This is a genomic window from Metallumcola ferriviriculae (genome assembly GCF_035573695.1).
In the GTDB taxonomy this organism is placed as follows: Bacteria; Bacillota; JADQBR01; order JADQBR01; family JADQBR01; genus Metallumcola; species Metallumcola ferriviriculae.
The window spans coordinates 286,493-298,557 of record NZ_CP121694.1; the positions used below are offsets into that span (position 1 = coordinate 286,493).

Here is a 12,065-nt window from a genome sequence, read left to right on the forward strand (position 1 = left end):
AGTTTTCAAAGAACTTTTCTTCCCTTTGTTAAAAGAAACTTCTTGACTCTTAATTCAAGAAGTCCTTCAAAACTAAACAGCGGATTTTCTCTCTTAAAGCCTAAATCGACCTAGGAGTATTTCTTTTCTCCTTAGAAAGGAGGTGATCCAGCCGCACCTTCCGATACGGCTACCTTGTTACGACTTCACCCCAATCACTAGCCCCACCTTCGGCGGCTCCATCCTTCTCGAAGTTCGAGGTCCGACTTTCGAGGTGCGATTTCTCCTGTCTTCCTTTAGGGTCTCTTGGGTCTTCTCTTGCTTTTTTCTTTTCTTTATCCTTGACCCTCAAGACCAGCTTGAACTCGCACTTCTCACTTCGAACTTCCAACTTCGAGAAGGTTAGGTCACCGACTTCGGGTGTTGCCAGCTTTCGTGGTGTGACGGGCGGTGTGTACAAGGCCCGGGAACGTATTCACCGCAGTATGCTGACCTGCGATTACTAGCGATTCCGACTTCATGCAGGCGAGTTTCAGCCTGCAATCCGAACTAAGAACTGCTTTTTGGGATTGGCTCCACCTCGCGGCTTCGCTACCCTCTGTACAGTCCATTGTAGCACGTGTGTAGCCCAGGACATAAGGGGCATGATGATTTGACGTCATCCCCACCTTCCTCCGGTTTGTCACCGGCAGTCTACTTAGAGTGCCCAACTTAATGATGGCAACTAAGTACAGGGGTTGCGCTCGTTGCGGGACTTAACCCAACATCTCACGACACGAGCTGACGACAACCATGCACCACCTGTCTCTCCGTCCCCGAAGGGAACTCCCTATCTCTAGGGATAGCGGAGGATGTCAAGCCCTGGTAAGGTTCTTCGCGTTGCGTCGAATTAAACCACATGCTCCACCGCTTGTGCGGGCCCCCGTCAATTCCTTTGAGTTTCAGTCTTGCGACCGTACTCCCCAGGCGGGGTACTTAATGCGTTAGCTGCGGCACTGAAGGGGTCGATACCTCCAACACCTAGTACCCATCGTTTACGGCGTGGACTACCAGGGTATCTAATCCTGTTCGCTCCCCACGCTTTCGCGCCTCAGCGTCAGGGTCAGGCCAGCAAGTCGCCTTCGCCACTGGTGTTCCTCCTAATATCTACGCATTTCACCGCTACACTAGGAATTCCACTTGCCTCTCCTGCCCTCAAGCCAACCAGTTTCCAGTGCCAATCCTGGGTTGAGCCCAGGTATTTCACACTAGACTTGATCGGCCGCCTACACGCCCTTTACGCCCAGTAATTCCGGACAACGCTTGCCCCCTACGTGTTACCGCGGCTGCTGGCACGTAGTTAGCCGGGGCTTCCTCCTCGGGTACCGTCACCTTACACGCTATTGACGTGCAAGACTTCTTCCCCAATGACAGAGCTTTACGACCCGAAGGCCTTCGTCGCTCACGCGGCGTTGCTGCGTCAGGGTTTCCCCCATTGCGCAATATTCCCCACTGCTGCCTCCCGTAGGAGTCTGGGCCGTGTCTCAGTCCCAGTGTGGCCGTTCACCCTCTCAGGCCGGCTATCCATCGTCGCCTTGGTAGGCCGTTACCCTGCCAACTAGCTAATGGAACGCGGGCTCATCCTTTAGCGGGAGCACTAAGGCCTCCTTTACTCAAAATATCATGCGATATCTTGAATGTATCCGGTATTAGCAGCTGTTTCCACCTGTTATCCCGGTCTAAAGGGCAGATTGCCCACGCGTTACTCACCCGTCCGCCACTATCCGTCCCCGTAAGTCTACCGAAGTGTCTTTACGGTTAGAACCGTTCGACTTGCATGTGTTAAGCACGCCGCCAGCGTTCGTCCTGAGCCAGGATCAAACTCTCCTGTTAATTATCTTAAGCTCATTTGAGCTTAATTATCTTAACTTGAAGTTCTCTCCGGCTCCTCTTTGCTTTATTTTCTTACAAAAAGGGTCCGCTTAAATCTTTTGCCTCGGTACTTCAAACGCTTATCACGCTTGGTTGCCGCTGCTTTAAAATTTAGGCTTTAAAACTTTCTTTCCGCTGTTCAGTTTTCAAAGACCTCTCTCGCCGCCGCTTTCGGCGACAAATACTATCTTATCATATTTCTTCCCGCGTTTCAACTGGTATTTTCTACCTCGTCTCTCCGCTTCTTCCGCCGCCTCTAAAAGCGACAAAATCTATCCTATCATCTCTCGCCTTACTTTACAACTGGTAGTTTTTGCCTCGTCTTCTTTCGACTTACTGCTGCATCGAGCGACAAAAGTATATTACCACATCCTATGCCGAACTGCAACTGATATTTCCTTCAATTACTATCGATGCGGCGATATAGAATATATCATATTACTTGTCCACTGTCAATCATTTTTTGGCACTGGCTTTACAGTTCAGGAGACATATCTATTAGCCTGGTGCCGTAAAAATGTGCGTGCTGCCTATCCATTTAAAAGGCCGACCGAATAAGAACGGCCGGCCTTCTTGGCTAAGCTTCTTTCTTTTTTGGCATTTTTTGTATCAATATGGCACAATCTGGGCATACCAGTTCGCATATACCACAAGCAATACAATCTTTTTCGCCATGACCGGGTTCCACCGAAGGTGTGCCATATACGCCTAACTTTTTTGACCAGCCAATCGTATCTACGGGGCATTTCTCTACGCATAACCCACAACCCTTGCAAAGATTGGGGAACAAATGAAAGATACCCGTACCGTTTTCGTGCGTTTCAGGTTTCCAAGGACTGCTCATCCCGTTACCTCCTTCGGTTATAATTTTTCCTTAACCAACTCTATTCCCCGTTCAATCGCCGTATAATTTAAATCCCGCAATTTCGGGTCCTTTTCAAATTTATAGCCCAACTTCTTTTCAATGGCTTCTTTAGCCTTTTCTAAATTAACAACTCCTGTAGCACCAATAACTGCTCCCATAATAATGATGTTAAACACGCGGGGGTGCAATTCATCTTTTGCCACACGGATTGCCGGTATACCCAAGACCTTGGCAGCATTTTTAGGCAAGTCGTCTTCCACCCCATCAATGTCAGCATCATAAACAAAAACAGTCTTTTCACCTACATATTTTTGAGTACGCCTTACCGCTCGGTCACTCAGTGCTACCACTATATCCGCTGTCTTAAATTTTGGTGAACCAATGGGTTCGTCAGAAATCTGGACATAAGCCACAGAAACGCCGCCACGCTGCTCCACTCCAAAGTTAGGAATGTATAGGGCCTCACGGCCATCCTCGTATGCTGCTTCAGTAATAATCATTGCTACTGATTGAACTCCCTGGCCACCTTCTCCTGCGAGAGCTATCTTTGCACCTTTAGCCATTGCCTAACCCTCCTTCTTATCGCCAGGTACCTTAAGTTCACCAATTTTAAAGTACTGCGGCATCGCTTCCTCAATAAATTTCCACGTTTCTGCAGCATTAGTTCGCCAGTTGGTAGGACAACCGGATAACGCTTCTACAAAGGAAAAGCCGTTACCGCTTATCTGGTTTTCTAACGCCCGCTTTAAAAATTTCTTCAACTGCCTCACATTAGATACCGTGCCCCGGGCCACATACGCGCTTTCAGGGGTAATGGCAGCAACCATTTCCGGCCCCTGAGTAGGATTACCCGTTGAGTCAACATCTCTTCCATAGGGACTGGTTTCTGTTTTTTGGCCAGGAAGAGTCGTAGGGGCCATCTGGCCGCCTGTCATACCATAATTTGTATTATTTACCAAGACAACTGTAATTTTTTCGTTTCGGCTTGCTGCGTTTACCAGATGCTGAGATCCGATGGCATAACCACCGCCATCCCCCATGTATGCTATGCCTATTAATTCAGGGTTAGCTCGTTTGACTCCTGTAATAACCGGTGTAGTCCGACCATGATGTGTTTGTACCGAATCAATATTAAAAAAATCCCACGCCAACAGCGAGCAACCTATATCACAACCAAAAACGGTCTTACCCTGGATGTCCAACTCGTCTATCGCTTCTCCCAATGCTTTCAACACCAACCCGTGACCGCAGCCGGGGCAAAATTTGTGGACCTTGGTTTCTAGACGCCAGCACTTTGGCATTTGTGGTGCTACTGACATAAAATTACCTCCTTCCGCTACTTTTATATTTAAAGCAGTTTGTTTACTTCTTCCACGACCTCTTCAGCAGTTATGCCTTCGCCCGGCTTAAGAAAAGTCTTAATTGGTGTACTCAAGCCGTATATTGCATCAGTTATAAGTTTTTTTAACTGCCCATAAGATGATTCTACGACCAATACAACCTTAGCTTTTTCAGCACGCTTACGCAACTGGTCTTCTGCAATTGGACGTAATGTTATCGGCCTGAAATGACCAACATTCTTACCTTCCTCTTTTAACTGTTTTAGTGCTCCTTGTACAGCCCTTGTTACCACACCGTGTGCTACTATTAATACATCGGCACCCTCAACATCATATTCTTGGTATTCAGCAACTTCTGGAGCAACTTTTTCCCAATTTTTCATAATGTCCGTCACAACACCATATAGTTCATCTTCCGTATTATATGTATTACGGAGATGATGAGGGTCTCTGTCTGTCCCTGGCAAGCCTTCATTTCCCATATATGGTTCAGTGGGCACCATTTTTATTCCTCTGGACTCGGGATCATAAATGGTAAGTGATTCACGCATTTTTGATTGATAACCATCACCCAAAACAAAGGTAGGGAAACGATATTTCCACGCAATATTGAAAGCTTTGATAGTATAATCAAACAGTTCTTGATGAGTAGATGTGGAGTAAACTATTCGTGCCCCCTCTCCATTACCGCCAAAGCAGGTCATAGTCACTTCCTGCTGAGAATAAATAACGGTTGCGGTAGATGGGCCCCCTCTTTGGGTTACTACCTGAACGATAGGAATACGCATCATTTCCGCCATAGACATAGCTTCCTGCATCAAAGTATTACCGGGACCCGCTGTAGCTGTAAAAGATCTTCTTCCTGCTAATACGCCACCGATAGTTGTAAACCCAGCTGATATTTCATCTTCGGTTTGCAAAAACTCTCTGCCGTACTTTGGTGCCATACGGGTCCAGTAGTGCATAATCTCATTTTGCGGTGTAATGGGATAGCCGTACATAATGTCCACATCAGCTGCCACTGCCGCCCATGCCACCACCTCATTACCAGTCATAAAAGCTCTTTTTTCTCCTTCAATCGGCTTTCCTGCCATATGTTTAAGAACACCTCCTAGGGTTTTTTACCACATTCTGTGGATATATCACCCCTTTACCAAAATGAACGGGGCATATATCTATGAATATACTTTATGGGGTTGCCGCAGCTATCTTTGTTTTTACCCGTCGTCTTCAGCTTTTTGTCTACAGCAGTGAAAATCACTGAAATACCAATTTCTTTGGAAACTTGGCGCAAAATTTTCGCACCCTCTTCAATTACCTCCCAATCTGTTTCGTCGCCTAAATGAGTATTGTTAATCAATCCGTGAACAGTACCTAACGAAAGCACATATTCCACAATATCCTCCACCGATGCAGTCATAGGGCGAGAAATATTTATTACGGCAAATAATTTTAGGCTCTCTTCCCGTGCCCCCTCTACAAGATTTAAAGTTCTAGCTCCTTCGACTCCATAACCGATATCCAAAATAACATCCGTCTCTCTTCTTAACGCCCAGCGCATTTCCGGTTTCAGGATTGACCCTGCTTCACCAAGCCCCATTGTTTCTCGAGTCTCCCATGCAATTACATCAATCCCTAGGCTCTCCAGTTCCAATTTAATAGGGCGAAGGGTATAAAAGGGTTCGACCAAATCGAGGTCTACTAGAGTAACATTCTTACCAGATTGCTTTAGTTCCACTGCACGATTAATGGCCATTTCACTTTTGCCGCTGGCGTATTCCCCGATGTATGCTTCCAGTACCCGTTTGTTAATTGTCCCCACCTCTTGCATTAGTTTTTTCGAAAACTAGAATTTTATGTTTATTTACTAAAAATAAAAGAAAAAAGTGGGTTATCCCCACTTTCGCAAATAGTCTAGTTAATATAGTCCGATATTTTTTAAGAACCTAGCATTAGTTTAAATAGCACCACTACAATTAACCCCGGTATTCCTAAAAATCCAACTATTACCACAGTTAAAAGATTGATAGGGACTTGAAAATCAATTATCTGGCCGGCGGTATTCAATATCCAAAGTAATAATAGACCGATTAAAGAATTGTAAAGTAATTTAAATAACCACCTTAAAGGCTTGGCCAAGAAATAAAAGATAAAAAAGATCACTAGCAAAACTATTGCGACTACAGCTATCATAAATAAGAATTGAATATCCATTTTTTTACCTCCTTAATTCCTTTCACTTTCTTCAGCATTCTTTTTTAATAGATGCATATAGCGCCGTTCTGTTGCTTGCATTTCAAAAATAGCATAGTCTACTAAATCTTTCTCTGTTGCTTCATTAAAGATATTCTGAGCCGCCTCCCACTCCCGCTTAGCCTGGTCAAGAATCTGTTCCTTGGTAATTTGCCCTTGGGGTGGATTTAGAGGTAGATTTTCACCGGTTATCGTTTCAATAATTTTTTTTACCAATTTCATAGGTTACCACCTGTCAAAAATACCATTTTCCACATCTATATGCTCGCAGATGGTAAAACTTTACTTTCTTTATTGAAAAACTAGTCTTAATTAAAAAATAAAGCGATTATAATTGAGTAAATTTCATAACTCTAAACCATTGGTATATCAGTAAAAATTCGTGCAATAAAAAAGATTTCACCCCATCCTTGTTGAATATCTTTAGTGACCAAACCAAAATTATCCACAAGGTAGGTGAAATCACTAATGTATATTCGCCAAGAATGCTTATTATCCTTTGAAGAAATTTTAAATCTTCAGCCCCAAACAAAGTTGGAATTGGTTTTGTCACAAATTGACCTAAGTGATTTTGAAATAGCCTTTAAGAGAAGTAGGTTTGGTCCCAAAGGCTATGACCCAACACCAATGCTATATGCTTTAATTGCTGCGCAGCTAGAGCAAATAAGAACTGTTAAAGCTTTAGTGCAAAGGTTAAAGCAAGACCCTGTTTTTCGTTACTGCTGCTGTTTTGAAGTATGTGGCCAGGTACCTTCAGAGGCCACATTCAGCCGGTTTCTAACTAAGATTTCAGAAAGTGAGGATCTGCAAAAGCTATTTCATAAATTAGTTATCCGCGCAAAGGAACTGAATATTATCGACGGTGAAACTGTAGCCATTGATTCAACCAAAATGGATGCTTTTGAGAGCCCTAAACCTCATAGTAAACTTACGGATAACGGTTTAACGCCTAACTGGGGCGCCAAGCGAGATACAAACGGCAATCAAGTAAAATGGTTTGGCTGGAAACTTCATATCCTGAGTGATACCAAAAGTGAGCTGCCACTAGAAATATCCGTTACTCCGGCAAACGTATATGACGGAACTGTTGCCTTGCCGCTGATTGAAAAATTATTTGAGAGTTTTGGAGACCTCTTTAAACCCCGATACTATGCCATGGACTCTGGATATGACTTTAATTACATCTATGATGCTATAGTAAATGACTATCAGGCTAAACCAGTTATAGCTTATAATCCACGAGGAAGCAAAAGCGCCCCCGAAGGGTTAGATAATGATTTGCAACCCATTTGTTCCGCAGGCTATAAGATGGTTTACTGGGGTACAGATGGTGACTATATCAAACTAAGATGTCCTCATGTATGCGGGAAAGTCGATTGTGTCCACGGATCTAACTGGTGTTCCAACTCTAACTACGGTTATGTTAGAAAGGTCAACTATAAAAAGGAACCCAGGTTTTATAGCTATCCGTTCAGAGGTACAGAAAAATGGCAAAGCATCTACAATCAAAGAACAGCAGTTGAACGATGTAACAGTAGACTTAAAGAATATCTCAATCTAGGAAATATCAGGGCTAAAGGGATTAAAAAAGCTCTAACCCACTGCCTCTTAAACTCAATTGCTTTAGTTGCTGGGACAATAGCAGCAAACTCAGGCCAAAGCAAACTAAAAGTTGCTTAGCACTACCTGTGGATAATTCAGTACTTTAAAAAAGAAAATATTTTAGTTATCCACAGATTAAAAGTGGGTTTAGTATTTATTGCATTTTTTGAACTATTTTTGAGAAGTTGCAAAAAGTTAATTATGCAATTTCCTCAATTAATAATTTGCCTGGTATAAAAAAAGAACCCTCTTTGGGTTCAATTAATTTAAAAAAGTTCTATTCGTCCTTCGAATGCCTTTGCTAATGTCACTTCATCAGCATATTCCAAAGCACCACCCACCGGGAGGCCGTGAGCTATGCGAGTTACTTTTATCCCCAAGGGTCTTAAAATTTTTGCCAAGTACATAGAAGTAGCCTCTCCTTCTACAGATGACCCTAGAGCTATAATTACCTCTAAGTTGTCTTTAGGCTGGTGCGTTATTCGGGCTAACAGTTCTTTGACCTTAAGTTGTTCGGGTCCTATCCCATCAATAGGGGAAATAATCCCCTGTAGCACGTGATAATGTCCCTTATACTCCCTGGTTTTTTCTATCGCCACGATATCACCCGGTTCTTCTACCACGCAAATAATACTTTTGTCTCTTTTTTCATCCCTGCATATAAAGCATGGATCTATGTCAGTAAAATTACTACATACGGAGCAATAGGTCACTTTATCCACCGCTTCACGGATAGCCTTGGATAAGGCAAGGGAATTTTCCCTAGGTGAATTCAATAAATGATATGTCAAACGTTGGGCAGTTTTGGGTCCCACGCCGGGGAGTTTACCCAATTCTGTAATTAATCTTGCAATTGACTGGGCATGATGCATCATTAAAATTTCTCCTCAGTACATTATACTAGCCCGGGTATGTTCATGCCCCCGGTAATTTTGTTCATTTCTTCTGACATCATTTCTTGCGCCTTATTCATCGCTTCATTAACAGCAGACAATACCAGGTCCTGCAGCATTTCCACATCCTCGGGGTCCACAACATCTTTCTCAATTTTAACACTTAAAACTTCCTGCTTACCGTTAACGGTAACTGTCACCGCTCCACCGCCGGTGCTGGCAGTAACCTCTTTCTCTGCCATCTCTTCCTGAAGCTTAGCCATCTTTTTTTGCATGGCCTGTGCTTGTTTCATCATCTTTCCCATATTTCCAAATCCCATAAAAATTCCTCCTTAGTTGTTTTCTTCTTCTATCTTATCATGCCCAAAAATCTGTTGTGCCTTTTTTAACACATCCTCTTGAGCATCATTTTTGACATTCTCTTTCATTTGGCACTCTACCCGTATATTTTGTCCAAATATAGTCTTCAACATTTCTTCCACCAATGACCGGTGTTCCTTTTGCCCAAGTCTTTCCCTATGAAAACTGTATTCTGGCGAGTAACCTAGAGTCAACACCCCTTGTTTTAAATCCAGAACTTCTGCCTCAACCAAAAATGCATAAGTAGAAATGTTAACCTTCTTGACCGCTTTGATAATCTTTTGCCACTGGTCCTTAATCCCTTTGCTACTAACGGACGAAGTTTGATTAGGTTCAGCATCAGTAACCTTTCTATGAGTACTGGGCACCCCAGGGGCAAGCGTACTTTTGTTTTCTAGGGCAGCAATTCGGTCTGACAATATTTCAATATTTAAATCAGGTCGAAAATTTACTACCTTTAACATTGCCAATTCTAACATTAATCGAGGGTTGCCACTCCATTTCATGGAATTTTCAGCGTTAGTTAGTATATCAATAGCGAAATCCAAGTAAACCCTATGTAATCCCTGGGATTGTTTGCGTATGCGGTCTATTATTTCGTCCGGCAATGCTATAAGTAACGCAGGGTCTTTGCACACCTGTACCAATAAGATATTTCGTAAGTGTTCTAATAAATCCTGCAATAAAATCTGAGGGTCCTTACCTTCATCCAATATTTTGCCTAAAAGCTGTAATAAAGAAGTTACATTTTTGTCTAGTATTAACTGAGTAATCTCCACTACTACATCTTGAGTTACCGTCCCTAATACATCTGTAACTTCTTTGACTGTAATTTTATTAACTGCATATGAAGTACACTGATCCAATGTCGATAATGCGTCCCTTAAACCGCCATTAGCAGCCTTGGCGAGCAGGGTTAAAGCTTTCTCTTCAATTTTTATGTCTAAAGAATCAACAACCTGCAATAGCCTGCCTTCGATAGCAGTGCTGCCAATACGCCGAAAATCGAAGCGCTGACAGCGAGAAAGAATTGTTGCCGGTATTTTATGAGGTTCAGTGGTTGCCAATATGAAAATAACATGCGCCGGTGGTTCTTCTAAAGTTTTTAGTAAAGCATTAAATGCCTCCGTGGTCAACATGTGGACCTCATCAATAATATAAACCTTATATGTTCCCTCGGAAGGCGCATATTTCACTTTTTCCCGTAAATCCCGAATTTCCTCTATACCCCTGTTAGATGCGGCATCTATTTCCTGTACATCCATGGATGACCCATTATTGATACGAACACATGATTGACAACTATTGCAAGGCTCCGCAGCATTGCGCTCGGTACAGTTTACGCTTTTACCAATTATTTTAGCAGTACTGGTCTTACCTGTCCCCCTTGGACCGCAAAAAAGGTACGCATGGGCAATCCGATTACTGATAATAGCATTTGTTAAAGTTTTTGTAATGTGTTCTTGGCCCACCACATCACTAAAAGACTGGGGGCGCCACTGCCGGTATAAAGCTTTGTAATCCATACCCAGACCACCTCTAAATATTTTTTCGCTATGGTCAAAATATTTCCTTTATTTTTTACTCAAATGCTTTCAACTAGTTTAGGATGCCTGTTTCCAGCACGGTATAAAACAAAACCCCGCATTGCTGCGGGGTATATTAAAACTTTATGGCCGTGCACCCATCCTTGGGAATTACCTTCCGGGCGTAACCCTTGCAGTTAGCTCCAACCAGGCTCCCCTACGGCACACGAAAATACTTACTTACCGCTGCTTCCTTCCGGACCTGACGGGATTGGCAAGTTTCCGTTGCGTAGGACCCGGTTTTCAACACCACTTACAAGAGGCAGACCCCACAAAGCAAAACCCGTAAATGGGAATTCAATCCCGCTATAGCGGATTGCGGGTAACAGGGCACCGCTACCTCCCCATCTAGCACGGCCAAATTTTTAGTCTTTAAAAATGAAAAATGGCGGAGAGGACTGGATTCGAACCAGCGAGGCTGTTACACCTACACGCTTTCCAGGCGTGCGCCATAAGCCAAACTCGGCCACCTCTCCGTATCAAGAAGCAAGAGGCATTATGCCAGCAAAATAAATTAATGGTATCCTGCATCTTACCGCTTGAAACCTAAATATCCTATTTTATCTCTGTCCACCAATAACTTTTGTTGGCGGAGAGAGTGGGATTCGAACCCACGAGGCAAGTCTTACCCCGCCTACTCGATTTCGAGTCGAGCGCCTTCAGCCGGACTCAGCCATCTCTCCGCAGTGTGCCACCTATTTTTTCTCCCTTAATTCACGGAAGAACTGCTTCAAGATATCGCTGCACTCCCTCTTTCTGACACCAGCTATTACATCTAACTGATGGTTAAGTGCAGGAAATTGGACAATATTCATTAAAGACTCTACAGCTCCGGCCTTTGTATCTTGAGCACCGTAAATCAAACAACTAATTCTGGCCATTACCAATGCTCCTGCACACATGGGACATGGTTCTAGTGTTACATAAATACTAGTATCAGCCAAACGCCACCCACCCAGCACCTCTGCAGCTTGCTTCAAAGCCAAAACTTCAGCATGAGCAGTAGGGTCCTTATTAGTTTCTCTTAGATTATGTGCCATGGAAATAACCTTGTTATCTCTAACTACCACTGCACCTATGGGCACTTCACCTTTACTATAGGCTTTTTGAGCCTCATTTAATGCCTCGCCCATAAAAAAGTGGTGATGATCCATAATGTCACCAACCAAGGTCTGCCATATGGTGCGCCCGGGAGGACTCGAACCCCCGACACGCGGTTTAGGAAACCACTGCTCTATCCGCCTGAGCTACGGGCACATCTTGAAAAAATATTAAA

Annotated in this window: 13 protein-coding genes, 3 tRNA genes, 1 rRNA gene and 1 other RNA gene; 1 reads left to right on the top strand and 17 read right to left on the bottom strand. The window is 43.5% G+C overall.

The window, feature by feature from the left end:
* Nucleotides 1-135: 135 nt before the first annotated feature.
* From MFMK1_RS01490 to MFMK1_RS01530, 9 genes are all read right to left on the bottom strand, one after another.
* A 16S ribosomal RNA gene (locus tag MFMK1_RS01490) occupies nucleotides 136-1,851 on the bottom strand.
* A gap of 185 nt (nucleotides 1,852-2,036) precedes the next feature.
* Nucleotides 2,037-2,159, bottom strand: a complete 123-nt coding sequence (locus MFMK1_RS01495) for a hypothetical protein (protein ID WP_366922618.1) — start codon at nucleotides 2,157-2,159, stop codon at nucleotides 2,037-2,039.
* A 308-nt stretch (nucleotides 2,160-2,467) separates the two neighbouring features.
* Nucleotides 2,468-2,734: a 4Fe-4S dicluster domain-containing protein gene (locus tag MFMK1_RS01500; RefSeq protein WP_366923414.1), complete on the bottom strand. Its 267-nt coding sequence runs from the start codon at nucleotides 2,732-2,734 to the stop codon at nucleotides 2,468-2,470.
* Between the two features lie 17 nt (nucleotides 2,735-2,751).
* Nucleotides 2,752-3,318: a 2-oxoacid:ferredoxin oxidoreductase subunit gamma family protein gene (locus tag MFMK1_RS01505; protein ID WP_366923415.1), complete on the bottom strand. Its 567-nt coding sequence runs from the start codon at nucleotides 3,316-3,318 to the stop codon at nucleotides 2,752-2,754.
* A 3-nt stretch (nucleotides 3,319-3,321) separates the two neighbouring features.
* On the bottom strand, nucleotides 3,322-4,074 hold the full coding sequence (locus MFMK1_RS01510; protein WP_366923416.1) for a thiamine pyrophosphate-dependent enzyme: 753 nt from the start codon (nucleotides 4,072-4,074) through the stop codon (nucleotides 3,322-3,324).
* Nucleotides 4,075-4,103: 29 nt separating this feature from the next.
* A complete protein-coding gene (locus tag MFMK1_RS01515; RefSeq protein WP_366923417.1) occupies nucleotides 4,104-5,189 on the bottom strand; it encodes a transketolase C-terminal domain-containing protein in 1,086 nt (361 codons plus the stop codon).
* 56 nt (nucleotides 5,190-5,245) lie between these two features.
* Nucleotides 5,246-5,926 carry a P-loop NTPase family protein gene (locus MFMK1_RS01520; protein WP_366923418.1) on the bottom strand — a complete coding sequence of 227 codons (681 nt, stop codon included), beginning with the start codon at nucleotides 5,924-5,926 and terminating at the stop codon, nucleotides 5,246-5,248.
* A gap of 107 nt (nucleotides 5,927-6,033) precedes the next feature.
* Nucleotides 6,034-6,309, bottom strand: a complete 276-nt coding sequence (locus MFMK1_RS01525) for a pro-sigmaK processing inhibitor BofA family protein (RefSeq protein WP_366923419.1) — start codon at nucleotides 6,307-6,309, stop codon at nucleotides 6,034-6,036.
* A gap of 12 nt (nucleotides 6,310-6,321) precedes the next feature.
* Entirely contained in the window at nucleotides 6,322-6,570 is a 249-nt protein-coding gene (locus MFMK1_RS01530) for a DUF2508 family protein (RefSeq protein WP_366923420.1), read from the bottom strand.
* Between the two features lie 246 nt (nucleotides 6,571-6,816).
* On the opposite strand from MFMK1_RS01530, the gene MFMK1_RS01535 reads away from it, so the two are divergent.
* Nucleotides 6,817-8,028: a transposase gene (locus MFMK1_RS01535; RefSeq protein WP_366922865.1), complete on the top strand. Its 1,212-nt coding sequence runs from the start codon at nucleotides 6,817-6,819 to the stop codon at nucleotides 8,026-8,028.
* Between the two features lie 188 nt (nucleotides 8,029-8,216).
* Here the strand turns inward: MFMK1_RS01535 and recR are convergent, their stop codons facing one another.
* From recR to MFMK1_RS01575, 8 genes are all read right to left on the bottom strand, one after another.
* Entirely contained in the window at nucleotides 8,217-8,825 is a 609-nt protein-coding gene (gene recR, locus MFMK1_RS01540) for a recombination mediator RecR (protein WP_366923421.1), read from the bottom strand.
* A gap of 20 nt (nucleotides 8,826-8,845) precedes the next feature.
* On the bottom strand, nucleotides 8,846-9,163 hold the full coding sequence (locus MFMK1_RS01545) for a YbaB/EbfC family nucleoid-associated protein (RefSeq protein WP_366923422.1): 318 nt from the start codon (nucleotides 9,161-9,163) through the stop codon (nucleotides 8,846-8,848).
* A gap of 12 nt (nucleotides 9,164-9,175) precedes the next feature.
* Nucleotides 9,176-10,729, bottom strand: a complete 1,554-nt coding sequence (dnaX, locus tag MFMK1_RS01550) for a DNA polymerase III subunit gamma/tau (protein ID WP_366923423.1) — start codon at nucleotides 10,727-10,729, stop codon at nucleotides 9,176-9,178.
* Between the two features lie 150 nt (nucleotides 10,730-10,879).
* Nucleotides 10,880-11,146, bottom strand: an RNA gene (gene ffs, locus MFMK1_RS01555) — signal recognition particle sRNA large type.
* 29 nt (nucleotides 11,147-11,175) lie between these two features.
* A tRNA-Ser gene (locus MFMK1_RS01560) sits at nucleotides 11,176-11,265 on the bottom strand.
* Nucleotides 11,266-11,376: 111 nt separating this feature from the next.
* Nucleotides 11,377-11,472, bottom strand: a tRNA-Ser gene (locus MFMK1_RS01565).
* Between the two features lie 12 nt (nucleotides 11,473-11,484).
* On the bottom strand, nucleotides 11,485-11,943 hold the full coding sequence (gene tadA, locus MFMK1_RS01570; RefSeq protein ID WP_366923424.1) for a tRNA adenosine(34) deaminase TadA: 459 nt from the start codon (nucleotides 11,941-11,943) through the stop codon (nucleotides 11,485-11,487).
* Nucleotides 11,944-11,969: 26 nt separating this feature from the next.
* A tRNA-Arg gene (locus tag MFMK1_RS01575) sits at nucleotides 11,970-12,046 on the bottom strand.
* Nucleotides 12,047-12,065: the final 19 nt, after the last annotated feature.